The 22,280-nt window shown below is 45.3% G+C and carries 26 protein-coding genes; 13 read left to right on the top strand and 13 right to left on the bottom strand.

The annotated features are described in order from the left end of the window. Nucleotides 1-52: 52 nt before the first annotated feature. Nucleotides 53-376, top strand: a complete 324-nt coding sequence (locus ACE5KN_RS18650; RefSeq protein ID WP_375527169.1) for a putative quinol monooxygenase — start codon at nucleotides 53-55, stop codon at nucleotides 374-376. A 149-nt stretch (nucleotides 377-525) separates the two neighbouring features. Here ACE5KN_RS18650 and ACE5KN_RS18645 read toward each other — a convergent pair whose 3' ends face one another. The 3 genes from ACE5KN_RS18645 to ACE5KN_RS18635 all read right to left on the bottom strand — a co-directional run bounded on the left by ACE5KN_RS18645 (nucleotide 526) and on the right by ACE5KN_RS18635 (nucleotide 3,371). Then, entirely contained in the window at nucleotides 526-1,581 is a 1,056-nt protein-coding gene (locus ACE5KN_RS18645; protein ID WP_375527170.1) for an NADH:flavin oxidoreductase, read from the bottom strand. Between the two features lie 99 nt (nucleotides 1,582-1,680). Continuing rightward, on the bottom strand, nucleotides 1,681-2,256 hold the full coding sequence (locus tag ACE5KN_RS18640) for a TetR/AcrR family transcriptional regulator (protein WP_375527171.1): 576 nt from the start codon (nucleotides 2,254-2,256) through the stop codon (nucleotides 1,681-1,683). Nucleotides 2,257-2,426: 170 nt separating this feature from the next. Next, nucleotides 2,427-3,371, bottom strand: coding sequence for an SDR family oxidoreductase (locus ACE5KN_RS18635; protein WP_375527172.1), 945 nt, complete (start codon nucleotides 3,369-3,371; stop codon nucleotides 2,427-2,429). Nucleotides 3,372-3,541: 170 nt separating this feature from the next. Here ACE5KN_RS18635 and ACE5KN_RS18630 point away from each other — a divergent pair, with 170 nt between their 5' ends. The 3 genes from ACE5KN_RS18630 to ACE5KN_RS18620 all read left to right on the top strand — a co-directional run bounded on the left by ACE5KN_RS18630 (nucleotide 3,542) and on the right by ACE5KN_RS18620 (nucleotide 5,799). Continuing rightward, nucleotides 3,542-3,916 carry a MerR family transcriptional regulator gene (locus tag ACE5KN_RS18630; protein ID WP_375527173.1) on the top strand — a complete coding sequence of 125 codons (375 nt, stop codon included), beginning with the start codon at nucleotides 3,542-3,544 and terminating at the stop codon, nucleotides 3,914-3,916. A 306-nt stretch (nucleotides 3,917-4,222) separates the two neighbouring features. Continuing rightward, a complete protein-coding gene (locus ACE5KN_RS18625; protein WP_375527174.1) occupies nucleotides 4,223-4,795 on the top strand; it encodes a TetR/AcrR family transcriptional regulator in 573 nt (190 codons plus the stop codon). A 95-nt stretch (nucleotides 4,796-4,890) separates the two neighbouring features. Further along, the gene (locus tag ACE5KN_RS18620) at nucleotides 4,891-5,799 is read left to right on the top strand and encodes an oxidoreductase (RefSeq protein ID WP_375527175.1); all 909 of its coding nucleotides are present in this window, start codon (nucleotides 4,891-4,893) and stop codon (nucleotides 5,797-5,799) included. A 200-nt stretch (nucleotides 5,800-5,999) separates the two neighbouring features. Here ACE5KN_RS18620 and ACE5KN_RS18615 read toward each other — a convergent pair whose 3' ends face one another. Next, complete coding sequence (locus ACE5KN_RS18615) at nucleotides 6,000-6,692, bottom strand: SDR family NAD(P)-dependent oxidoreductase (protein WP_375527176.1); 693 nt, start codon at nucleotides 6,690-6,692, stop codon at nucleotides 6,000-6,002. 126 nt (nucleotides 6,693-6,818) lie between these two features. Between ACE5KN_RS18615 and ACE5KN_RS18610 the strand changes: the two genes are divergently transcribed. After that, a complete protein-coding gene (locus ACE5KN_RS18610; protein ID WP_375527177.1) occupies nucleotides 6,819-7,421 on the top strand; it encodes a TetR/AcrR family transcriptional regulator in 603 nt (200 codons plus the stop codon). 123 nt (nucleotides 7,422-7,544) lie between these two features. Beyond that, the gene (locus ACE5KN_RS18605) at nucleotides 7,545-8,111 is read left to right on the top strand and encodes a hypothetical protein (RefSeq protein WP_375527178.1); all 567 of its coding nucleotides are present in this window, start codon (nucleotides 7,545-7,547) and stop codon (nucleotides 8,109-8,111) included. Nucleotides 8,112-8,447: 336 nt separating this feature from the next. Here ACE5KN_RS18605 and ACE5KN_RS18600 read toward each other — a convergent pair whose 3' ends face one another. The 4 genes from ACE5KN_RS18600 to ACE5KN_RS18585 all read right to left on the bottom strand — a co-directional run bounded on the left by ACE5KN_RS18600 (nucleotide 8,448) and on the right by ACE5KN_RS18585 (nucleotide 11,828). Continuing rightward, nucleotides 8,448-9,347, bottom strand: coding sequence for a DMT family transporter (locus ACE5KN_RS18600; RefSeq protein WP_375527179.1), 900 nt, complete (start codon nucleotides 9,345-9,347; stop codon nucleotides 8,448-8,450). 44 nt (nucleotides 9,348-9,391) lie between these two features. Further along, nucleotides 9,392-9,772 (bottom strand): RidA family protein, encoded by a 381-nt coding sequence (locus ACE5KN_RS18595; RefSeq protein WP_375527180.1) that lies wholly within the window; start codon nucleotides 9,770-9,772, stop codon nucleotides 9,392-9,394. A gap of 118 nt (nucleotides 9,773-9,890) precedes the next feature. Then, a complete protein-coding gene (locus tag ACE5KN_RS18590) occupies nucleotides 9,891-10,889 on the bottom strand; it encodes an alpha/beta hydrolase (RefSeq protein WP_375527181.1) in 999 nt (332 codons plus the stop codon). A 42-nt stretch (nucleotides 10,890-10,931) separates the two neighbouring features. Next, nucleotides 10,932-11,828 carry an MBL fold metallo-hydrolase gene (locus ACE5KN_RS18585; RefSeq protein ID WP_375527182.1) on the bottom strand — a complete coding sequence of 299 codons (897 nt, stop codon included), beginning with the start codon at nucleotides 11,826-11,828 and terminating at the stop codon, nucleotides 10,932-10,934. A gap of 322 nt (nucleotides 11,829-12,150) precedes the next feature. On the opposite strand from ACE5KN_RS18585, the gene ACE5KN_RS18580 reads away from it, so the two are divergent. From ACE5KN_RS18580 to ACE5KN_RS18570, 3 genes are all read left to right on the top strand, one after another. Next, nucleotides 12,151-12,696 carry a helix-turn-helix domain-containing protein gene (locus tag ACE5KN_RS18580; protein ID WP_375527183.1) on the top strand — a complete coding sequence of 182 codons (546 nt, stop codon included), beginning with the start codon at nucleotides 12,151-12,153 and terminating at the stop codon, nucleotides 12,694-12,696. 90 nt (nucleotides 12,697-12,786) lie between these two features. Then, nucleotides 12,787-13,182, top strand: coding sequence for a hypothetical protein (locus ACE5KN_RS18575; RefSeq protein ID WP_375527184.1), 396 nt, complete (start codon nucleotides 12,787-12,789; stop codon nucleotides 13,180-13,182). 82 nt (nucleotides 13,183-13,264) lie between these two features. After that, nucleotides 13,265-13,633 carry a hypothetical protein gene (locus tag ACE5KN_RS18570; protein WP_375527185.1) on the top strand — a complete coding sequence of 123 codons (369 nt, stop codon included), beginning with the start codon at nucleotides 13,265-13,267 and terminating at the stop codon, nucleotides 13,631-13,633. 126 nt (nucleotides 13,634-13,759) lie between these two features. Here the strand turns inward: ACE5KN_RS18570 and ACE5KN_RS18565 are convergent, their stop codons facing one another. The 3 genes from ACE5KN_RS18565 to ACE5KN_RS18555 all read right to left on the bottom strand — a co-directional run bounded on the left by ACE5KN_RS18565 (nucleotide 13,760) and on the right by ACE5KN_RS18555 (nucleotide 16,659). Then, nucleotides 13,760-14,710, bottom strand: a complete 951-nt coding sequence (locus tag ACE5KN_RS18565; protein ID WP_375527186.1) for an aldo/keto reductase — start codon at nucleotides 14,708-14,710, stop codon at nucleotides 13,760-13,762. Between the two features lie 181 nt (nucleotides 14,711-14,891). After that, nucleotides 14,892-15,620, bottom strand: coding sequence for an SDR family oxidoreductase (locus tag ACE5KN_RS18560; RefSeq protein ID WP_375527187.1), 729 nt, complete (start codon nucleotides 15,618-15,620; stop codon nucleotides 14,892-14,894). A 136-nt stretch (nucleotides 15,621-15,756) separates the two neighbouring features. After that, nucleotides 15,757-16,659, bottom strand: coding sequence for a helix-turn-helix domain-containing protein (locus tag ACE5KN_RS18555; protein ID WP_375527188.1), 903 nt, complete (start codon nucleotides 16,657-16,659; stop codon nucleotides 15,757-15,759). Between the two features lie 765 nt (nucleotides 16,660-17,424). On the opposite strand from ACE5KN_RS18555, the gene ACE5KN_RS18550 reads away from it, so the two are divergent. From ACE5KN_RS18550 to ACE5KN_RS18540, 3 genes are all read left to right on the top strand, one after another. Beyond that, nucleotides 17,425-18,594 carry an RNA-guided endonuclease InsQ/TnpB family protein gene (locus ACE5KN_RS18550; protein WP_375525974.1) on the top strand — a complete coding sequence of 390 codons (1,170 nt, stop codon included), beginning with the start codon at nucleotides 17,425-17,427 and terminating at the stop codon, nucleotides 18,592-18,594. A 183-nt stretch (nucleotides 18,595-18,777) separates the two neighbouring features. Continuing rightward, complete coding sequence (locus ACE5KN_RS18545; protein ID WP_375526100.1) at nucleotides 18,778-19,047, top strand: cupin domain-containing protein; 270 nt, start codon at nucleotides 18,778-18,780, stop codon at nucleotides 19,045-19,047. Nucleotides 19,048-19,356: 309 nt separating this feature from the next. Continuing rightward, nucleotides 19,357-19,761, top strand: coding sequence for a VOC family protein (locus ACE5KN_RS18540; protein WP_375525975.1), 405 nt, complete (start codon nucleotides 19,357-19,359; stop codon nucleotides 19,759-19,761). Nucleotides 19,762-20,205: 444 nt separating this feature from the next. On the opposite strand, the gene ACE5KN_RS18535 is transcribed toward ACE5KN_RS18540, so the two are convergent. Together ACE5KN_RS18535 and ACE5KN_RS18530 are read right to left on the bottom strand one after the other, a co-directional pair. Beyond that, nucleotides 20,206-20,553 carry a DoxX family protein gene (locus tag ACE5KN_RS18535; RefSeq protein ID WP_375533123.1) on the bottom strand — a complete coding sequence of 116 codons (348 nt, stop codon included), beginning with the start codon at nucleotides 20,551-20,553 and terminating at the stop codon, nucleotides 20,206-20,208. A gap of 141 nt (nucleotides 20,554-20,694) precedes the next feature. Then, entirely contained in the window at nucleotides 20,695-21,141 is a 447-nt protein-coding gene (locus ACE5KN_RS18530) for an Rrf2 family transcriptional regulator (protein ID WP_375525977.1), read from the bottom strand. Nucleotides 21,142-21,390: 249 nt separating this feature from the next. Between ACE5KN_RS18530 and ACE5KN_RS18525 the strand changes: the two genes are divergently transcribed. Next, on the top strand, nucleotides 21,391-22,125 hold the full coding sequence (locus tag ACE5KN_RS18525) for a DUF4241 domain-containing protein (protein WP_375525978.1): 735 nt from the start codon (nucleotides 21,391-21,393) through the stop codon (nucleotides 22,123-22,125). The last annotated feature ends 155 nt before the right edge of the window (nucleotides 22,126-22,280 follow it).

Below are 22,280 nucleotides of genomic sequence, written 5' to 3'. Positions count from 1 at the left end.
AGAAACCGGCAAAGCAAAAATACGAAGTATTTATAAATTAGGAGGAATTCGCATGAACGATACAAAGAATCATTACGTTACTGTACTCTGGGAGGCGAGAGCTAAGGCAGGGAGAGAAGCCGAGATGAAGGCATTCATGACTGCTGCTGTCACCCCGTCGCGCAACGACCCGGGCAACATTGACTACGAGGCTCACGAGGTAGAAGGCCAGCCGGGTACATTCATCATCTACGAGCGCTGGGAAAACCGGGATGCCCTCGATCGGCACCTGAGCGCCCCCCGGATGCAGGAACTGGTGCCCCAGCTCTTGGAACTGATGGAGGGATCCATTGAGGAAGGGATTCGAATCCTGCAGCCGTTCCGCCCAGCGCAGTAAAATGCAACACCGAGCAGAACTCATTCATCAGCAGGTATTTACTATTTTTCGATATTATATCGTCCAATTAACAAAGCAAACTCCTTTGTTCTTAACAGAACTCAGGAGTTTGTCTGCTACTGCTTTATAATGTAAGTTCACTTCAAAACTTAATAAAGCACTTTCACTGCCTCGGCTGTAAAAGGAATCAATTCCTCCAGCCGGCCGTCGCGAATTTTGACCGCCCAAGCCGGGTCTACCAGCAGTGCACGACCTACGCCCACCAGATCAAATTCCCCCTGCTCGAGTTTTCGAATCAATCCCTCAATGCCGACATTATTGGCTGTCTTTCCTTCGATGAACTCTCCTTCAGGGAACATACTCATAAAATCACTATCAAGCCCAACAGATCCGACTGTAATCGTCGGTTTGCCTGAAAGCTTTTTCGTCCATCCTGTAAAACTCAGATCAGAGCCCTCGAACTCAGGCTCCCAGAAACGGCGAATGGAGCAGTGGAAAATATCAACGCCTGCATCAACAAGCGGTGCCAGAAACTTCTCCAGTAATTCCGGTGTTTCAACCAATTTCGCTGTGTAATCACTGCTTTTCCACTGTGATATACGCAGTACAATAGGGAAGTCCGGGCCAACGGCTTGGCGGCAGGCCTCGATGACCTCCACGGCAAAGCGTGTGCGCGCAACGATGTCACCGCCATACCGGTCCGTACGAGGATTGGTTTTCTCCCAGAAAAACTGATCGATTAAGAATCCATGTGCGCCATGCAGCTCGATACCATCGAATCCAAGCCGCTTGGCTTCGGCTGCCGCCAGTGCAAAAGCATGAATGATGCCGGCAATTTCCGCTTCTGTATAATCCCCGACATGTCCACGGGCTCCCATGTGCCAAATTTGTGGTTTGATCCGCCCACCTGCCTCGTGTACAGCCGACACCACGTTTGCCCAGCCTGCAAGTGCAGCTTCGCCGTAAAATTGCGGAATATTGGCTTGAGTACAAGCATCCGGATGATTGATCACCGTGCCTTCTGTCACGATAAGCCCGACACCGTTTTCAGCCCGGCGGCGATAGTAGTCGGCCACATCCTTGCCCGGCACACCCTCCGGAGAAAAATAACGGGTCATCGGTGCCATTACAATCCGATTAGACAGCTTTAAATTCCCTAAATTAACAGGCTGAAACAGCGATTGAACAGATTGAGTATAATTCATAAAAACCTCCATGTATTGATTCAATTATTGGATTACAGTCGTCTGATGCTCAGTAACACAGTTATTGACTACACGGTCAATAATGGTGCAAAAAAAAGATCAAGTCATAATCATCATAAAAGATGTGTTTAAAGCTGACTCAATCTGTTCTGGAGATGCACCTGATTTCCCCAAGGTTCTCGCTCCCAGAATAGCGTTGTTTAGATAAGTTGCCAACTCTTGGCTGGTATAACGGGTCGTGATCAGCTGCTGCTCCTGGGCACTGCGGATAATCTTCTCTATTATGCGTCCCGCCTCCGCGAACATCAGTTTTATTTCACGGGCAACCTGTTCATCCTCCGTTCCGAATTCCATGGCCGAATTGACCATCAGACATCCCCGTGACATTATTTCATCGCGCAGAAGAGAGAGGCGTATAGATTCCAGCTTGTTTAGAGGAGACGTATCCTGTGCCTCAAGCTCTTCGAGTGCTGTAATATTTTGCTCGCGATAGTGTGCCAACACCTTCAGGAACAGGCTGCGCTTATCATTAAACACACAATACAAACTTTGCTTCTTAACCCCCGTCGTACGAGTTAGATCCTCGTAGGAGGTTGACTTAAAGCCTTTGGTCCAGAACACTTCCATACACTGATGCAATGCATCATCAACATCAAATTCTCTAGGTCTGCTCATGTGTTTATTCTATTATTACTTGACCACCAAGTCAATAACTGATTATCGATGATTTTTAAAATTTAAAAAGGGGCTTATGAGAGCCGAATTTACAGGTGTGTCAGGTATGAACACAAAGGCAGACTGATAATACTGGTTATCCTCCTGTAATCAGAATCGCAATGCTATTTTTAATTCGTGGAAGCGATTTTGTCGAAATCCACATCCGTCAGTTGTTTTGATACTTCCCACAGTCTAGATGCGACAGAGGTATCCAATGCTTGTGGGGCTATCTTTCCCGGTTGTGGCAAGCCTCTCAGTTCTGAGAATCCGCCGGGACCATAATAAGTTCCGCCTTTTGCGTTTGGCGATGTAGCCGCATAAAGAGTCGGAAGTGCGCCTTGGGCAGCCGGTTGGAATAAGATCGGACCTAGCAGCCTCCGTGTAATTCCCGCAGGACTGTTCGGTCCAGCCCCGTTGAGAAGTAGATCCGTGCGCGAAACTCCCGGATGAACCGGAATGCTCAGCAGCCCCCAACCTGACGCGTCGCTGCGCCTTTGAAGTTCCAGAGCGAACATAATCATGGCAATTTTGGATTGGGCATAAGCCTTCATTGCATCATAATGTCGTTCGAATTGCAGATCGTCAAAATGGATGGCTCCGTTGCGGTGGGCAACGCTGCTAAGATGGATCACACGTGGTTTTTGTCCTTTGCGCAGCAAGGGCATCAGATGGGCGGTCAATGCGAAATGTCCGAGGTAATTCGTACCCAATTGCAGTTCAAACCCGTCTTTCGTAGTTTTGCGGGTTGGTGGTGTCATTACGCCGGCATTGTTGATCAGAAGATCAAGACTTTGACGATCCTTATTCATCCGTTCGGCGAATGCCTGAACTGAGGCCAGGCTGGCAAGATCCAATTCCTCAAATTGTATATTGGCTGAGGATACGCTATTGCGGATCTTTTTTACGCCCTCCGCCCCTTTTGCTTTATCACGACCGGCTAAAATTACCTCTGCCTCATTCTTCGCCAGTTCCAAGGCCGTTTCGTAACCCAACCCCCCTGTGCCGGTAACAATAGCCGACCTTCCTCGCTGAGATGGAATATCCGAGGCAGTCCATTTGGGCAGTTTTTCCATTTCTATTACACTCCTTTGTTTGATTGCTGCTCAAGCTCCATTTCGTATGACCAACGTCTGATTCTCATGATTGATAATCAATGGGCCGCTCTATATACTTAATGCTAACACTTAGAGTTTTATCGAAGTCAAGCGGGTATTTAAAATACAAATTTCTGAGGTGGCGGACGATGTACAGCATCAATGAAGTAGCTGCGATGTGTGATGTTACGGCGCATACTCTCCGTTTTTACGACAAAGAAGGGCTATTGCCTTTTGTGGGACGTAATGGGGCGGGAAACCGGATCTTTTCTGAAAGGGATTTGGGTATTGTGAAATTTATCTGCTGCTTGAAAAATACAGGAATGCCTATAAAAGAAATCAAGAAGTATATTGAAATGGCAATGGCAGGTGAAGAAACTGCGGAAACGCGGCGGGATATGATCCTCGAACACCGTAAGGAAGTGTTAAGGCAAATTGATGAATTAAAAAAGAGTCTGACTATTCTTGATTTGAAGGTTGCTTTCTACGACTCCTATAAAGACGGATTTCACGGTGAATATTAAGGTGTCCATTTGTCGTGGTGCTTTTGTGGAATGATCTCTTTTATATAAGAAATTTACTTAGAGTTATCTCTAACGGTGAGAGAAAGTTGAATGACAGAAGCAGATCATCTCATGCCCCGTTAAGCTGAACCGTATCACAAGTAGGGCGAAATTTGGAACTGAGAGTCCTTACGGCGCGTGGGTTTTGCAAGAGGAAGAAATGGAATCTTACAAGTGTAGAGGTTCTCTCAGCCAATGGAAAAGCCCAAGCCATTTTAGCAATTCCTTATTGTTGACAATAAGTAAATGAACATTTATTATTGTTTCATGCGATACAGAGATGATAACAAAGTCGAAGCCATATTCGACGCGACAGTACAGCTAATTAACGAGATTGGTTTCGCAGAAACGTCGATATCCAAAATTGCCAAAAGAGCGAGTGTATCGGCAGCGACGATTTATATTTACCATGAGAACAAAGAGGATCTGCTTTACAAGACCTACTTGAAGATTAAAGGTAAGATGAGCGAGAGAATGTTTCAGGGAGTGGATCATACCCGAACAGTTCACGAACGGTTTGAGGCTATCATCCGCAACTATGTTGATTTTATCCAGTCCTTCAAAGATTACTTTTTGTTTCTGGAGCAAATAATGAATTCACCTTTGCCCCAAAAATGGTGCCTAGAGGATACGGTAAGTCAGTTTCAACCGATCTTCGCCATGTTTGATGACGGCATTCGACAGGGGCTGTTGAAGAAGGAGGATATTAACATGCTCGTAGTTTACTCCATCTTGCCAATAGCCGAATTGTTGAAATCACATTTGAAGAACGGGACCATACTGGATAGTAAACAATTAGATTCTGCCATCAAGATGAGCTGGGATGCTATTAAGGCATAATTCCGCGTAACAAAGCTTTTTCAAGCGATACTGTAGTGTCGCTATTTTTTTCACCATAAATAAATGATTATTCACTTATTTCGGAGGAATAACATATGAGACCAAACTGGAAACCTGACGATCTTCCAAGCTTAGAAGGGAAAACCGCTATAGTAACGGGAGGTAATGGCGGAGTAGGCTATTACACGGCATTAGAGCTGGCGAAGCGCGGTGCCAAAGTGATCATTGGAAGCCGTGATTCCAGGCGTGGGGAAGAAGCAATCATAAAGATGAAACAAACGGTACCGGATATTCAAGTATTAGTGGAGCCATTAAACTTGGCCAATCTGAAGTCAGTTCGAAGCTTTGCTGATACGATCCTCGCAAAAGTGACAGGAATAGACATTCTCATTAACAATGCGGGGGTCATGGCAGTTCCTACTCGCGAACTAACAGCAGACGGTTTTGAAATGCACTTCGGAACCAATCATCTTGGACACTTCGCGTTGACAGGTCTGTTATTGCCTTTAATTGAGAAGAACCACGGTCGTATCGTTACCGTTAGCGCACAGTCAGCTCAAATGGGGGATATAGATTTTTCTGATTTGAAAATGGACAAAAAATACGGGCCAATGGCTGGATACAACCGTTCGAAACTTTCGAACCTGCTGTTTGCCCGAGAATTAAATCGGCGTGCGATGAAGAAAGGTATCACTTCTATAGCAGTACATCCCGGTACAAGTCCTACGGGGATCGGAAGACATGCACCGAAGGGAACCAAAGCATTCGGACTGCTATTGATGAAAATATTCGGAACTTCTCCTGATCAATCAGCTTGGCCATCACTCATTGCGGCGACGGATTCGACAGTCACAGGAGATAATTACGTAGGGCTAGGAATGAACCCGCTAAAGGCTAAGAAACCAAAGCTTGTAAATTTTCCTAAAAAAGCCTTGGACGCGCAGCTTGCGGAAAAGCTATGGCTACTATCCGAAAAGTTAACTGGAGTACATTACGATTTATAAATAAACTGCCAAAGGTGGCTACAAAATGAGCAGCAAGCTTGTCTATTCCACCCGCAGCTTGCCGATGAAAGCTTACGGGCTGCGGGTGCTAGTGGCAGCGATTATCACAACTATTATCAACGTCATTGTGTATTAAGCCCTCGCGATTGCGAAGGCTTTTATTGATTTCATGACCCTTATATCATTACTGGAACCAGGTATTACCATGGAATTGTTCCCTTGCGATCTGTGAAGGTTCCCGTAGGTCCGTCTTTACCAATGGTAGCCATTCTAACGATCGCATCTGTTCCTTCCTGGACAGTCTGATGTCCTTGTCCAGAGAGGTCTGTTTTCGTGGGACCAGGGTCTACGGCATTGACCCTCATATCAGTCAAGCCTTTCGCATATTGCACTGTGAGCATCGTTACAGCTGACTTGGATGAAGTATACGAAAGAGCGTTAATTTTCGATTCCAATGTGTCTGGGTTGGTAACCATACCGAAGGATCCTAAACCGCTACTTACATTGACGATAACGGGAGATTCCGAATGGCGTAGCAAGGGAATAAAAGCATGGGTAACACGGACAATACCAAAGACGTTGGTCTCATAAGTCTGGCGGATATCATCAACGGTGATATCTTCAGGCTTTTTGTATGCTCCGGTGATTCCCGCATTATTGATAAGAACGTCAATGCGCCCCTCTTTTTGCATGATTTCGGTTGCGGCTGCATTCACAGAACTGGTGTCCGTCACATCAAGAAGAACATAACGAGCACCAAGTTCTTCGGCTGCTTTCTTTCCGCGCTCTGCATCTCGGGAGCCGATATATACGGTCTGTCCCAGTTCAATAAGGCGTCGTGCAGTCTCAAAACCAAGTCCCTTATTACCACCCGTTATTAATGTAATGGTCATTTTAAATATCTCCTTTGCATTTTCCATGATGTAATAGGTCTCTTACATAGTAACGGATAAAATGTAAGATGTCTATTACATTTGAGTGTGGTCATAGTGTACAATCCTATTAAAGGAAGTGATAACATGACCAATAATGAACGGAGTTACCATCACGGCGACCTCAGGGAAACACTAATTCGAACTTCATTGGAATTGATCTCGGAAGCTGGACTTACCAATTTCTCTGTTGCCAGGGTAGCAAAACGAGCGGGGGTGTCCTCAGGTGCTCCCTATCGTCATTTTCCAGATCGAGAGAGTCTTCTTCTCGCTACAGGGATTGCGTTCCTAACCGGGCTTACATTGAACATGCGAACAGCAGCGGATAAGGCTGGTTATGATCCGGTTGACCGTCTGGCTTCGACAGCGGGTGCCTATGTTCTGTATACAATTGATCAATTTGTAGGTGTTGAATTATTTATTGCATTGCGAGGGGCTCAATTCACAGAATTTCATGAGCGGAAACGTGAAATGATTGATTTTCTATTTTCCTTAGTACAAGAAATTGAACCACATGCGACATGGAGCCAAATCGTTGAGTTATTAGAAGCGCATCTAGCTGTTAGCCAGGGCTTTTCTGATATGTATCACCAAGGCATGTTTTCCCACATGAAACTTACAAATAAAGAAATTGCAACGAGGGCGACAGTTGCTGCTCGACATCTAATAAAGGGTTGGGAAATGAGATAAAGCTGAAGATTCTTCTTGCTTTCGGTGTAGTTCCAACTTTTCCTTAGCTTTTGGGTTGTTGGGTAAGCGAGGGAGAGTGGTTAGCGTATAGCTTTGAGATAAAAGAAGAAAGAGGAGTTTTAAATGATCTACAAATTTACAGAAGTGCTGAATGATCTGATAGACTATTTCATTCTCGGGGATATTTTGCTGCTGGAGAGCTGGAAACAGTCCAATCATCTTTCAGACAACTTAGCAATGGAGTTTACAACAAACGAAAGCGGCGATCATGTTGTGCTTGATGGGATCGTACTTCCAATGGCAGGGATTGAAAACTATCCCTATACAATCATATTTAATCTTTCCGGCGATACACCGGAATTGTTCAAATCAGACAGCCATTTACAATTTAGGCGTGGTGGCTATTCGCTTAAAGTTGAAAACAACATACTGATGTTGTTTACGTGGCGAATACTGGAACAATTCACTAACGAAAGAGTCAACGCTCTACTTAATCAGTACCGGCAATACAAAAAGCCGATGATTGAAATTGAAAACGGCTGGTACAGCATAGAAATATTGGGTGGGGAAACGTTGCAGGATTCATATTATGAACCCACATTTGAGTTTGTTTTGCGAAAGACAGAAAAGAAGGGGCCAGCGGAATTTGACATCAATTCAGATTTTAAGATTGACAGCTCCACCTACTAAAATAGAGGTTTGAGCAGCCCTACTTATACAAGTCTAATTCCAGGAGATGAATACCTATGGCACCAACAAATGAATGGCTGTCCCAGTGGGAGCAGCAGCGTGACAAATTGAAATGCTCCCTGGACGATTCCTGGTACCGAGTACCATGTCCCCATGTTACTTGTTCCATAACACTGGAGGGTTTCTGGCCATTGGTCCTCTGGGATATACTCTTTCAAAAGGCATTAATTTGTTATTGGAGTAGAATGCGCCGATCTTTGACCACATCACTTTTGACGATTATATCGAGTTGATCTGTTCCGTCTTCTTCTTTAGCCTCGATTGCCGCGAAGGCCATTATCTCTCCACAGGAGAGAATTTTTGTGTTTTCCTTGTTCTCTGCCCCTGCACAGTGGCTAGAACTACACCGGAAATGATGAGAACAGATCCTGCCACTTGCGTTAAGGAAATCGGGGTGCCGAGCGTGATATAACCTAAAATCATGGCGACAAACGGCTGTAGATTCAGAAACAGGGAGGCTTTAGCCGCCCCTACCTTGCGGATCTGCGCATTCCAGATAACCGCGCATAAGCCCTGAATAAGCAGAGCCGATCCAACCAAGAGAACCCACCACCAGAAGTGGGGCTCCACCTGTACGTGAGGTTCGCTCCAGACCGCCACCGGGTATACCGAAATGCAGCCCAGCAGGGTGGTATACACCGTTGCAACAAATGCATCCATACGTTCCGTCAGCTTTTTCATGAGGATCATAGATCCCGACAATGCCAGCATACAGATAAACATGATCCAGACGCCTTCGGTAATGGCTGTGCCCATGCTTCCGCCAGGTCCAACCACGAAGAAGACACCGGCGAAGGCGACAATCGAGCCTGCAGCCATGCGTTTCGTTAACGGCTCTTTCAAAAATAAGCGGGCAAGCAGCGCTGTAAAAATTGGAGCTAACGATAAGATGAGCGAAGCCGTCGTTGCATCCGTCGTCCGGAGTCCTGTAAAGAAAGAAATTTGGTGAAGCAGCATCCCGATCAGAACGAAGGGCACTAAATAAACGGAGTCGCGGAACGTAATCTTCGTCAAGCCACGAGTTGCAACCAAATAAATAAGCAGGAACACCGATGAAACCATAAGCCGGTATGCCGACAGATGCAAGGCGGGAAATGCTTCCAAGAGCAGCGAGCCTAAGACGAAGTTGCTCCCGTAAAGGGCTGCGCAAAACAAGAGAAGTAAATAAGTTCGCAAGCAGATGCGCCTTCTTTCACAGAAATAGGGATAATGGAGCGGATTTAAATGCGCTTGACTGCGATAAGCTCTATTTCAATCTTGGCGTCTCTTGGAAGTCTAGACACTTCTACGGTTGTTCTGGCAGGGTAATGATCGCTGAAATATAGGCTGTACACTTCGTTCATCTGCTGAAATTGTTCTAAATCCGTCATGAAAACGGATGTTTTCACAACGTCTGCTAAAGATAATCCAGCTTCAGCTAAGACGGCTTGCAGGTTCTTTAATATTTGATGGGTTTGGTCAACGATGCCTTCTTTCAGATTTCCTTCGTCATCAATCGGAAGCATGCCCGACGTATAGACGGCATTTTCTAAAGCGACAGCTTGCGAATAAGGGCCGATAGCTGACGGTGCTTTTGTTGTTGTTATGACGGTATGGCTCATCGTATTAAATTCCTCTCTGTCTTTTATAAATTCGTAATAAAAGGCCCGAGGTGACAATGCCGCGGGCCTCTCTAATTAGGCAAGCGATATCATTAAAATCCGCTCTTGAACGGCGTCTTTATTTCGCAGGTGCGTACGATTCATCCAAGAAACCGCGGATGGCTTGAAAAGCCTGAAGTCTGTTTTTCTCCAGCAATACCATGTGCGTCCCTTCACCGATTTCCACCCAGCGGCGATAGGCGGCTCCTGTCAGGGAAGTGAAGAAGTTCTGGGCCAATTCAAGAGGGACATCGATATCCCACTCGGCATGGACCAGAAGGACGGGAACCGTGATATCCTTAGGATCATAGAAGGCTTTTCCAGCCGTCCAGTATTCGCGGATATCCAGGATAGGGCCGTTGGTCGCCCGGATATGCTCAGGATGATCGGTTAAGCTCCCCGGGTCCGAAGCAAGAGTGGCTTTGACCCATTGTTCAAACCAACCGTCCGGAATCAGATCATCGCGTTTATGCTCTGGCGCCGCGCTGAGCCAGCGTTCCTTCGTGCTGCCGGCAGCAACAAGGCGATACGAACCGAGCGGGCCTCCGGTATCGATCGGAACCGGTTTGGAGCTCAGCCATTGCGGCGCGACAAGCGTAAGCTTGTTCACTTTCTCGTTGTTTTGGCTGGTATAAGCTCCCGCAACCGTTCCCCCCCAAGACATTCCCAGTATGTTGACCTTCGTTAAATTCCGGCGTTTCAGAACGTAGTCCACGGCTGTACCCAAATCCCGGACCCCTGTCTCCGTGCGGACAAGCGGCGGATTAAGGTCGGCAGGCTGCTCCATCTCAGGCGGTCTTGTCGAGCCGCCGTAGCCGCGAACATCCACGGCGTACACGTCATAGCCATGGCTGGCAAGGTAGTCCAGAAAAGTGAAACCGTCCAGCTCCACGTCATACAGACTGCCAATTGAATAGGTAGCGCCATGAACCATCACGATTGTTTTTTCGTTAGAAAAGGCAGTCATGGAAGCGGGACGTTTATTTCGCACATACAGCTCGATTCCGGGCGTATCGCTCGGGATACGCAGGTCTTCGGTCACGATAGGGTTATCTTCAAGAAAATCATGGGTTGTCATAAGCTCAGAGCCTTTCGTATTGGATTTTGTTGTCAGATGGTATTAAGTAAAGTTCCACTTATACTTGCCCCCGCTGCGAGTCACGTACCCCGCCGCGCTTCCGGGGAAATGCGTACTGAAATAAATGACCGGGCGATCCGCTATGAGCTCCAGCACCCGGAGCCGAGAAATACGCGCTTGATCGGAAAATTCGCAGTACATGGAATTCCATTCCGGATTATAGACCTGAAACGGATGATGCATCACATCGGCGCCGAATAAAGCTTCTTCTTCGCCAGATTTGAGACGGATGGACATTTGGCCGATGCTGTGGCCAGGTGTCGGAATGAATGTGAATAGATCAAGGAATTCACCGCCCTCAGGGCCAATGGTTTGCGTTAAGCCAGCTTCAACAACAGGCAATACACTTTCTTCGTAAACGTTAAAGTTTACTTCGTTTGCTTTGTTGTGACTGGCTTCGCTGGAGTAATATTGCTGCTCTGCGAGGGGGAATACGTATTTGGCATTGGGGAAGGTCGGTACCCATTTTCCATCCACAAGCTTTGTATTCCAGCCGACATGGTCCACATGCAGATGCGTCAGCAGCACGTAGTCCACTTCCTCCGGCGTAACTCCTGCCTCCTTCAGCCGCTCAAGATAGGGGAGCTGGAGATTGGCGAGATCGGGATTTAAAGGCAGGTTTTTATCGTTTCCTGTAGCCGTATCGATAAGGATCGTATGCTTCGGGGTTTTCACCACCCACGTTCCAATGCTGACGATAAGCTGAGAATGGCTATCGATCAGGCCAGCCGGAAGAGAGTTCCGATTCTTTTCCAGGAAAAGAGGGTTCCATGATCCCGGAAAATATACTTCTGGCGGAATACCCTCAAGCATCATCTCCGTGACACGCGTCACGGTAACATCCCCGACTCGATAGACCTTGGGAATTTTAGCGGTCATTCTTTTAACTCCTTTCGTCCTGCTGGCATATCTCTTTGAACCGAATAACAAGGTGCATCAATGTGACTCGTTCCTTATTATCCATGAGAATTTCGCTGTAAATGAAAATGATTCTATTGAAATGAACGATGCTCAGATACCCGGGTAAGATTCGTTCGCCAACCTTGATTAAATCGTAGTCCAATAATGGCGCTAAATCAACGTTTTTACACCGTAATTCCGCTCTAGTGAAAGGGCTTGATATTGCTCATGTTTACGCCTAATATAAAACTATAAATTTCGCCAACAGCGAAACTTGATCGAAAATTTAGGGGGCTTGCATATGAATTCGATCGGTGAAGCCATTCGAAGCACGCGAAAAAAACAGAAATTAACGCTCAAGAAGGTAGCTCAAGCAGCCTCTGTATCCTTATCTTTTCTTAGTGAAATTGAACGCGATAAGGCGAATCCGTCCATCAGTGTTCTGAAGCGCATAGCGAATGCACTAAACGTGAATTTTACCGATTTGTTCGGCGAGGAGAAACGAAGCATTATCGTTAGAAAAAACGAACGCAAACCTTTGGTGCATTCCGAAGGTTCCCGTATTACCTGGTACGCGCTCAGTCAAGGAAGCAGTAACCGAATGGGGCCGATATGGGGAGTGTTGGAAGAAGGAGCAGCTTACGGCAACATCGGTGTCGGGCATAGCGAAGGCGAGGAATTTCTATTTGTCCATTCCGGACGTTTGGAGTTTATGCTGGGCAATGAACGTTACACACTCGAAGAAGGGGACAGCATCTATTATGATGCCAGAATCCCCCATAGTTATAAGAATATTTGGGAAGGCGAAACGCTGCTAATAGCAGTTGCTTCTCCGCCTACTTTTTGACGGCACGGAGGTGCATCCGTACCCGGCAGCATAACAGCCTAAGAATACACTCAGCAAAATGTTGAATAAGTTTATAAAGGGGCATGCGCTATGTCTTTAAATAATCAAGAGCTTCACAAGGAATTAGAGTTGAAAGATTTTTTTCAGAAAGCTTATAAAAAAGAACGATATCTAGAAATATGCTACCGAACAAGAGATCGACAAGATCATCAATCATTTCTTAAAGCTCTTAATAAAAAGAGCAGAGACAACACCTTTAACTACTATGAATATGAGTTTCTAAGGTCTGCCTTCGGGTTTCCTCTTCTAATTAAAAAATACGGGTATTCCTGTTTTGAAAAGGTATATCAACAAGTCGAGAAACAATATCAGGATATGCCGGAAGCATTTAAGGGGCATTTGACATTTGATGAAGATGGGAAGCAAGTTTCGTTGAGAACTCCGATGAAAATAAAGCAAATGGTAGATCGTTTTTATGAATCATGAAATCTTCGATAAGCTGAGTCCAAGAAGTTGAAAAGCAGCGACGACTATAACAATGATGAGGTTTGTTGAAAGGAGAATAGAGATGACCGTAAAGTTTACCTTGAATTATACGGATGGAGATTTCATTGAAAACATAGAAGTTCCAATTTATGAATTGTATCGCAAAGGCACCTCTTTTCAACTGTACCATTTGAATCGCAACCCTGCTCTTACTGAACACAAAGAATTGATGGTTATCGATGAATCAGGGATTGCACCAGAGAGTATGTTTAAAAGCGTTGCAGAATTTTGCGAAAAAATTATTCCTTATTTGTTGAGTAGGAAAAAGGAGTCTTTATTTTTATTTGGGGAGTACTATGATGCGGAGAAAGGTAAGATGATAGACATTGATGATATTGAACTCCCCTGTTTCATAGGCGGGACAGCCGCCTCACAGGAAGAAGGGTTGTAGAAGTTCGTTCTAGACCGGAAGTAATTTGTTTATTTGGTTCATCTGTTTTTCTTCGGATACTAAAAAACCGTTTCGCGGTAATTTCCGTGAAACGGTTCCGTAGCCCGAAAAGGCGGATTATAGTGCTTAATGCATCGGCTTTTCCCATTCACCTTTGATTACGATTCCTGTCTCTTTCGCCGCTGCTTCAAGATCATGGATTTCCGGTGCTGTCAGCGTGATTTCAGCGGCTTTTACAGCATCAGCAATTTGGGAAGTTCTCGTAACGCCGATGATCGGAACGGTTCCTTTGGCAATGGCCCAAGCGATTGCAACTTGTGCAGAATTCGCATTGTGCTTATTGCCGATTTCCTTCATAACATGGATCAGGCCTTCCAGTTTCGCAAGCACATCTTCATCAAACGCCTCTCCTCTTCTGGTGCCGCTTGGGAGAGGATTTTTCGCATTGTATCTGTCAGTTAATGCGCCTTGTTCCAACACCATATAGGAGAAAAACACAATGTTGTTTTCGTTGCAGTAATCAATAATTCCGGCTTCTTCGGACGAACGGTACAGTAAGCTGTAATGATTTTGTACAGCAGAGATTTGCAGCCCTTCTTCAGCCAGAATACTTTGCGCTAGTTTGATTTCCTCCAAATTGTGGTTGGAGACGCCTGCATATTTGACTTTTCCGCTTTTCATCAACGGAATCAGCTCTGGAGTCCATCTTTTTACATCAAGAGGATTATGGATCCAATAGATATCCGTCTGGTCTGCGCCGAGCCGGTTCAGGCTACTGTTCAAGCGGTCTTCAACAGGCCCGCCAAGTTGCGGAGTGAATTTCGTTGAGAGCAGCACGTCGTCGCGGCCTTTTGTAAACTCGCCCAGAATGCTTTCGGAGGCTCCCATTCCGTACACAGTCGCAGTGTCCCATAAATGGAGTCCGGCTTTCATCGCCGAATCAAAAACCGGTTTTAAGTCTTCCGCAGTAAGATTATTCCCGAAAACAGCATCCCCGCCGCCTTGACCGGTCCCCCATGACCAGGTACCCAGAGCGATCGAAGGAATCATTTCATTTTGCAATTTTACCTTTTTCATTTGTTTCAACACCTTTCTACATCAGTGAAATTTTAAATACTATTGATTGGATTTGATGACGTACAATTGTTTGTGTACCAAGTTTTGGAGCCTTAACAGGCAATGAAAAAGTAGGGTATCCTCAGGATTGCTGAGATCACCAAGAAGGAGCCCTACTCAATTGCACTTATTCCTTTCTGTTTTACCAAGTCACAACTCCATGATCATCAAAAAAGCCACCAGTTGGACCATCACTATTTATTGTGGCAAGCTCCACTACAATGGAAGCTGCTTGTTCGACTGAACGATAGCCACTATTACCATTTAAATCGGTAGCTGTAAATCCAGGGCAAACGGAGTTGATTTTAATAGGAGAATCGCTTAATTCTTTAGCAAAGGAAACGGTTAAAGCATTTACAGCCGTTTTAGAACTATTGTAGGCGAGCGAATTCACATTATAAAATTCCGACGTTGAGTCTGAATTCAAGGTTAAGGAACCTAATGCGCTGGAAAGATTAACGATTCTTCCGGCAGAAGAATTTCTGAGCAATGGAAGCATTGCTTTAGTGACAGAAAATACACCGAAAACGTTTGTCTCATATGTACTCTTGAGAACAGACAATTCCAGTTCAATTGGAGGGGTGTTTCCTTCGAAAAACACGCCTGCATTATTAATCAAGATATCAAGCAATCCATACTCTTGCTCAATCCATTCTACTGCGGAGAGAACGGAGCTGGGGTTCGTGACATCAAGAACCACTGTTTTAGCTTTAATTTTCTCCTTTTCCAATAACGTTACGGCCTCATGTCCTTTATTTTCGCTTCTTGCTCCTATTAAAATCTCATACCCCATATTTCCCAATTGTCTTGCTGTCTCAAAACCGATACCTTTGTTTCCACCTGTAATTAATACGATCTTAGATTTATTCATAAAATTGCCTCTCTCCTTCATTCTTGTTTTAATACTGCTGCGTTTACCGCATGAGATAAGAATATCAAGGAGACGAATAAATTTCTTTGCCTACAAGCTCATTCTATTTGTTTATTTAGCTCATTTTTTAGCCCCTTTAGGCATCTTCCTTCAACCTCAGCTGCCGTCTAAACTCTGACGGCGGGAGTTCGAATCTTTCCTTGAATACTTTGGAAAAGTGAGCGACATTTTCGAATCCGGTCGAAAAACAGACATCCGTAACAGATAACGCTGTTTCCGCTAACAGTTCCTTGGCTTTATCCAGCCTTCGATTGCGAACCCATTTGAGCGGGGAGGTGTTGTATATTGCCTGAAAATCCCTTTTGAACGTCGCCAGGCTTCTACCGGACAAATAGGCCAGGTCGTTAAGGGAAACGGGATTCATGAAGTTCTCCTCCATGATCTTTACGATGCTGCCTCTCTCCTTGCTTATAGGTTGCATCATTTGATGCAACAAACGATCATTCGAATCTGCTATGTGAAACAGCAATTCCATCAGCTTCACACGAACCAGTCCTTCTTTGACTTCGTCAGGGTTCTCGAAATAGGGTTTTAACGACTCGATATAGCTTCCAATGCGGTCATTGATTGGAAAGACTGTTATCGGAACAACATCATTCACAGGACAAATCGGTTTTAAACCGGCGAATTTGAGGAATTCATCTACGATCTTCTCGTTCAGGAAAAACATCATATAGTCGAGGATGTAATCGGAATCGGGTTTACCCGCTTTCTCGTACTCGACTCCCATTGATTTATGAATAAACATCATTTCGTTGCTCCGCATCGTATATTCTTGATCACCGAAGCGAACTGTATAGACACCCGACTTGACGATTAGCAGAAGATGATCCTGCAAAAAAAAGGTTCCTTTTATGCCTTGCGTGTAAAAACAGAACTCGATAACGGACATCCCATCCAGCTTCAAGCTCCCTTTTTTATTCGGAAACTTTACCAGTTCATGAGGCACCTTGACCATTTTGCTTGATCTCATAGTCATGGACGTCCCCGCCTTACTAGTTCCTGCAATTGCTCTAGTTTCCATTTCACAATCATCCTTTCGGTTATGCCAGTCTGCGCTTACCTGTAGAATAATTAGAAGCCGTTTTGACGGTACCTGATAACGATGTGCTTTGCCCGATGTTCAAAGGAACCATCTCCTATGTTTCTTGACAAACGTTTCAACACTTATACTTTTAGTATAACTGGAACCCGGCGAGAATACTTTGCTGAAAAGCTCAAACGACTTGTTCATTTAGCTCCAAACGAGCAAGTTTTCCTGGAGTAATTACTACGTTTCTCATCTCGTATAAAGCGAGATAGCCGCGCCAAAAATAGAGTTTACTTGCAATTTGATTACTGCGTTCAATGATCATTGGTCCCCTAAAGTCATCGGTGAAATGAATGACTATCAATTTAACAGCCTTCCGAGAGAAGTCCCCTTCCTCTGAGCCTATGCTTTCGCAGCGAGTTTTGTTTGAAGTTTATTCAGGAAGCAGCGCTCACAAAACTTTGAGTAGGGGATGAATCTCGGTTAGGCGAAGTCTAAATGAACTTGTCTATTGTATAAAACTCGTGCTTTCCTAGTCGACTATTTGTGTGGTATGATGGGAATATATGTTCTCGTTAAATCACGTTTCAATTTCGCCTCTACCGTTGGTGTGTAGATGAAATTAGTGGCAGGAAGAGAATTGTCACGATCGCGATCCTATTTGGAAGTATGGAAAACCTATATTGAGCATCCAGGGAAGGAGATGAAAGCGGAGTGATTCGCTGTGTCAAAACCGCATTCCGAACTTCCAAAGCCGATCTGGACCGACTGTTTGCATGCAACCGGATTTCAGCCGAAGTCTGGAATGAGTGTCTGTCCATCGCCAAGAATTATTCTCTGCAACACGATGGAAAATGGATTGGACAAACCAAACTTCAAGCCGCTATAAAAAATCGATTTCCCCTTCACTCCCAGTCTGTACAGGCTGTTTGTCACAAATATTTGTTTGCCCGAGAGAGCGCAAGGCAAGCGAAAAGGCAAGGCCTGAAGACCAAATATCCCTACAAAAACAAAAAGGTTTTCAACACGAAATGGGTAGACCAATCATTCAGAATCAAGGGCAACATCATCCAATTAAGCTTAGGCATCCAGAACGGCAAGCGCCAGCAACCGATTCAGATCGTCGTCGCTGACTTGCCTGATGCCGAGATCAAAGAAATCGAACTGGTGTACGACCGAAAACTGATGGTTTCTCTTTGCTATGAGGATGGGGAAGTGGCCAAAGCCAACGAGGGCAGCGAGGTTGCAGGTGTGGATTTGGGAGAGATTCACTCGATCGCGGCAACGACCACCGCAAACCAGTCGATCATGATCACGGGAAGAAAAGCCAGAAGCATTCATCGGCTTCGCAACAAGAAACTGGCCGAAATCCAGAAGCGGATGAGCAAATGCCAAAAAGGCAGTCGGCAATGGAAAAAGTACAAGAAAGCCAAAACCTACATCCTCGGCAAAAGCGAGCGTCAACTCCAGGATGTCATACATAAAACAACCAAGCAATTTGTGCAGTGGTGTACGGAAAATGACGTCAAGGAAGTCGTGATTGGCAAGGTGGAAGGTGTACAACGCCATACGAAAAAGAAGAAAAGCAAGACCGTCACGCAAAAGTTATCCAATTGGAGCTTCGGCAAGATCCGGAAACAACTCGAATACAAGCTTGAAGCCCATGGAACAAGCATGAAACAGGTGGATGAAAGCTACACAAGTCAACAATGTCCTTGTTGCGGTAGAAGAAAAAAGACTTCTACAAGAAACTATACCTGCTCCTGCGGCTATGAAGAACATCGGGACGTCCATGGAAGCAAAGGAATATTGTCCAAATATCTGTATGGAGACATCCGATATTTGGGCGAAACGAAATCGATCAAGTATCTACGGATCGCTTAGATGAGTGAGAAGTAGTAGATGGTGAGTTCCCACCCACTTGCAAAAGTGTTGCTTACTGAACCACCCTGTTAGATTTCCGCTGCCGGCAGCGAAAGCAATAGCCAACCTATTTGTTTGCAGAAAGTAACGGTGTGGCTGGTAAGAAACCCCTACTTCTAAGTCAAGCGTAAGTAGGGGAGGTTCATATTGGTTAAGATTGTTGGGGATTTTGTATGGCATAGTCATCAGGATACCGACGAGGTGTTTATCGTACTTGAAGGAGAGTTGTTAATCGATTTCCGAGATGGTCAGGTGAAAATCTCCCAGGGCGAGATGTTTATTGTACCAAGAGGGATCGAACACAAACCTTTTGCCAACGAGGAGTGTCGTATTATGTTGGTAGAACCTAGAGGGGTAGTAAATACAGGCGAGGCTGAGTCAGAATTAACAGCAGCTAATGATATTTGGATCTAGATAAGCAAAAAAACGAGGGAGCTGCTGCGGCAAGCTCCTTTCGTTTTTCGTCGATACCCCCATTTAATAGCTGAACCGTACCACAAGTGACGGCGAAAGATAATGTTGTGGGTATACAACCACATTACCCGAATTATTCCGAAATCGAATTCGTAAGGAAGCTCAAAGAATTGTAAAACGCTACTGACATAACGTTGTCAGTAGCGTTTTTTTATAATTGAACATGTAAATGTAAAGGAATATAGATAAGTTTGTTTTATAACGGCTGTGGGACACAGCCAAACCTATTATTAGGAAGGATGATATTTTGTGAATTTCGCTTCTGTACGCATCATTACTGACGACGTGGATCGTCTCGTCGAGTTCTATGAGAAAGTCATGGGGGTTTCTGCGGAGCGGCCAGCTCCCGTTTTTGCCGAACTCGTTCTGCCATCATGCACCCTTGCCATCGGCCACTCCCAGACGACGCAGCTATTCGGCGCCGGTTCCGCAGTGGGGGCCAATAATCGTACTGTCATTATTGAGTTTCGCGTCGACGATGTCGAAGCCGAATATGTGCGCTTGAAGCCATTTGTCGATCATTGGGTAAAGGAACCGACCACGATGCCGTGGGGGAACCGTTCTATGCTGTTCCGCGATCCCGATGGCAACCTTATTAACTTCTTCGAGCCGGTGACCGAAGATGCGATTAAACGGTTTAGTGGTAGACATTGACGGGCAGTAAAGGAAGGCCTTCAAACTTGCCGTTACAGACAACGCGGTGAACCGTATCATAAGTGACGGCAAAAAATTGGATTGTTGGGTAAGCGAGGGAGAGTGGGTAGCGTGTGATATAAAGGAATTACAGAGCCTCTGAGACCTTGAGTTTCGGAGGTTTGCAGGATTCATATTATGAACCCACATTTGAGTTTGTTTTGCAAAAGACAGAAGGGAAGGGGCCAGCGGAATTTGACATCAATTCAGATTTTAAAATTGACAGTTCCACCTACTAAAATAGGTACGTCATTGTCAGAAGGGGTATTTTGATGCAAAAACCCGCCAAAATGGCGGGTCGCGCATAGCGGTACTTTCGGATATGTAAGATTGTACCTGCCTTGAGCGCTTTGAGTTCATAACGAACACAAGTACATTCAGTAAAAGCCGCTGTTTGTATTTTGACTACATGACTAAATTAATTACCGATACCGCCAGGGCGAGGATTAAAAATGGGACCGGCAACATGATTTCCTTGACTTCGTTTTTCGCACGAATTTGTGTGATCATGGCACCCACCATAATTACCGCAATCCATGGACCCGCCAGTATAGCCACCCACTGCGACCAGATGCCAATGATCATCCATACCCCGCCGAGAATTTCCAGAATGCCCACTAGAATGCGAAAGCCGTCCGAATATCCGTAATGTTTGAATGATTCCACCGGCTCTTTGCCTCCAAACTTCATAAAACCAACGATCACATAGGCGATGCCCAATATCGCTCCAAGAACAATAGCTACAATATGCAACATTTCCACCTCCTTACTGAGTTCAAATTAAGCACAGTTTATTGCACATCGGGACTTAGTTATAAGCTTAAAAGTTTTCGTTGATACTGAGCCCGATATAGGCACAGTATATCGTATAACTGAGCCTTTGTAAAGCACAGTTCACATCTCGAATTTTGTTACTTCTGCTGCAATACGTTCAATTGTATATTGCTCAAACACACGAAGCGTACTCTCCTCCACTTGAGAAGACATTTCCTGAAAAAGAGCTTTCAACACATCTCCGCGTTCGCAGTCGGTCGTCGAATCCATCATCCCGGTTCCCAAAGGATCCTGTAATTGTAACGCCCGGTATACATCTGCCACAGTAATCTGACGTGCAGGCTTGGCCAATAAGTAGCCCCCGTCTCTGCCTTCCCTGGCTTCGACCAGATTTGCACGAACCAGCGGACCCATCACACGGCGCATAAATGTCGTTCCCGTGTTCATCATTTTCGCAAGTTTCTGACTGGGGCAAACATTATTTGACATAGAAAGTAGGGCAAGTCCTTGTATAGCCAAGCCGAATGTCAACGAAGTGACTGTGCGGTTTTTGGGGGTTGATTGCATGTCATTTCACCTCAGCTTTATTGTTTGCGATGTTCATAATATCCTATGACTCTTGATTCAGCATAAAAAACCGGTTATGGAATGTCAACCTCTAATGTGCGGCGGGCGCGAACTATAGTTCATTGGGCAGTTGATTTAGGCTGAGCCGCTATTCTAACATAGGGAGGATGCCTCTTCTGTGTGATAGCCTGTGACTTCAATTCCCTCACGCGCTACTTATACAAGTCTAATTCCAGGAGATGAATGCCTATGGCACCAACAAATGAATGGCTGTCCCAGTGGGAGAAGCAGCGTGACAAATTGAAATGCCCTGTAGATTTAAATAACTATTTTTCTTTGCCTGAAATTGCAGGCAAGCAGCTGGCCGTTATAGATATCGGTCCCACCTCTATTCCTACCGGCCAAATTCTTGTCCGCGATCCGCTATGTTATTTGGGGCATATTGAGGAGCAGCCTTATTTTCAAACGGCACCCGTTGGAACCTACTCAGCCGAAGTCTGTGTGGTGAAGCCGGACGAGGATGGTGACTGTGCCCGTTATGCCGCCGTTCGTCTGCGATTTTCCGATGTTCCTGCCGTCCGGTTCGAGGAAGCTCTGATTGGACATGAAGATATGGTGGGGATGGGGGACGAAGAGTTTTTTGGCTTCAATGTAGATGCCGGTCTGGCCTGTATTTGCGATAAGCTGGCGCATCAAGCTTTTTGTGACTTTGCTAGTCGGTGGCATCAAGAACATCCTGATGGCAATCTTTACAATGATTATTTTGCTGCCCTGTTTGCCAAGAGTTTTCGCGAAAACCCGCAGTATCAGCGCGATGCCGGCGATTGGCTGAACTGGACGATTCCTGGTACCGAGTACCATGTCCCCATGTTTCAATCCGGTTTTGGCGATGGCGCTTATCCGGTTTATTGGGGCTACGATCAATCTGGCGAAATTTGCCAAATTGTCGTTCTGTTTATTGACATTCAATTGGCATACACGTAAGTTCGTAGAATCCCCATGTTTTAGTTCATAGTGGTTTAAACCATTTTACGATTCTTACGATTCAAACTGAGCGTTCGCCGTTACTAGGAAAGGTGTCCCTACATAGAAATAAGCTGATGAGGAAGGCTTATGTCATGAGCAGGGATGGGGTAAAG

The organism is Paenibacillus terreus (assembly GCF_042138595.1).
Classification (GTDB): domain Bacteria; phylum Bacillota; class Bacilli; order Paenibacillales; family Paenibacillaceae; genus Paenibacillus; species Paenibacillus terreus.
Note: the sequence above shows the minus strand (reverse complement) of the source record. Positions and strands in the feature narration are given on the sequence as shown.

Excerpts from the sequence above, each read along its gene's own strand:
- ACE5KN_RS18650 (WP_375527169.1), top strand. The coding sequence starts at position 53 with ATGAACGATACAAAGAATCATTACGTTACTGTACTCTGGGAGGCGAGA.
- ACE5KN_RS18645 (WP_375527170.1), bottom strand. The coding sequence starts at position 1,581 with ATGAATTATACTCAATCTGTTCAATCGCTGTTTCAGCCTGTTAATTTA.
- ACE5KN_RS18640 (WP_375527171.1), bottom strand. The coding sequence starts at position 2,256 with ATGAGCAGACCTAGAGAATTTGATGTTGATGATGCATTGCATCAGTGT.
- ACE5KN_RS18635 (WP_375527172.1), bottom strand. The coding sequence starts at position 3,371 with ATGGAAAAACTGCCCAAATGGACTGCCTCGGATATTCCATCTCAGCGA.
- ACE5KN_RS18630 (WP_375527173.1), top strand. The coding sequence starts at position 3,542 with ATGTACAGCATCAATGAAGTAGCTGCGATGTGTGATGTTACGGCGCAT.
- ACE5KN_RS18625 (WP_375527174.1), top strand. The coding sequence starts at position 4,223 with ATGCGATACAGAGATGATAACAAAGTCGAAGCCATATTCGACGCGACA.
- ACE5KN_RS18620 (WP_375527175.1), top strand. The coding sequence starts at position 4,891 with ATGAGACCAAACTGGAAACCTGACGATCTTCCAAGCTTAGAAGGGAAA.
- ACE5KN_RS18615 (WP_375527176.1), bottom strand. The coding sequence starts at position 6,692 with ATGACCATTACATTAATAACGGGTGGTAATAAGGGACTTGGTTTTGAG.
- ACE5KN_RS18610 (WP_375527177.1), top strand. The coding sequence starts at position 6,819 with ATGACCAATAATGAACGGAGTTACCATCACGGCGACCTCAGGGAAACA.
- ACE5KN_RS18605 (WP_375527178.1), top strand. The coding sequence starts at position 7,545 with ATGATCTACAAATTTACAGAAGTGCTGAATGATCTGATAGACTATTTC.
- ACE5KN_RS18595 (WP_375527180.1), bottom strand. The coding sequence starts at position 9,772 with ATGAGCCATACCGTCATAACAACAACAAAAGCACCGTCAGCTATCGGC.
- ACE5KN_RS18590 (WP_375527181.1), bottom strand. The coding sequence starts at position 10,889 with ATGACAACCCATGATTTTCTTGAAGATAACCCTATCGTGACCGAAGAC.
- ACE5KN_RS18585 (WP_375527182.1), bottom strand. The coding sequence starts at position 11,828 with ATGACCGCTAAAATTCCCAAGGTCTATCGAGTCGGGGATGTTACCGTG.
- ACE5KN_RS18580 (WP_375527183.1), top strand. The coding sequence starts at position 12,151 with ATGAATTCGATCGGTGAAGCCATTCGAAGCACGCGAAAAAAACAGAAA.
- ACE5KN_RS18575 (WP_375527184.1), top strand. The coding sequence starts at position 12,787 with ATGTCTTTAAATAATCAAGAGCTTCACAAGGAATTAGAGTTGAAAGAT.
- ACE5KN_RS18570 (WP_375527185.1), top strand. The coding sequence starts at position 13,265 with ATGACCGTAAAGTTTACCTTGAATTATACGGATGGAGATTTCATTGAA.
- ACE5KN_RS18565 (WP_375527186.1), bottom strand. The coding sequence starts at position 14,710 with ATGAAAAAGGTAAAATTGCAAAATGAAATGATTCCTTCGATCGCTCTG.
- ACE5KN_RS18560 (WP_375527187.1), bottom strand. The coding sequence starts at position 15,620 with ATGAATAAATCTAAGATCGTATTAATTACAGGTGGAAACAAAGGTATC.
- ACE5KN_RS18555 (WP_375527188.1), bottom strand. The coding sequence starts at position 16,659 with ATGACTATGAGATCAAGCAAAATGGTCAAGGTGCCTCATGAACTGGTA.
- ACE5KN_RS18530 (WP_375525977.1), bottom strand. The coding sequence starts at position 21,141 with ATGCAATCAACCCCCAAAAACCGCACAGTCACTTCGTTGACATTCGGC.
- ACE5KN_RS18525 (WP_375525978.1), top strand. The coding sequence starts at position 21,391 with ATGGCACCAACAAATGAATGGCTGTCCCAGTGGGAGAAGCAGCGTGAC.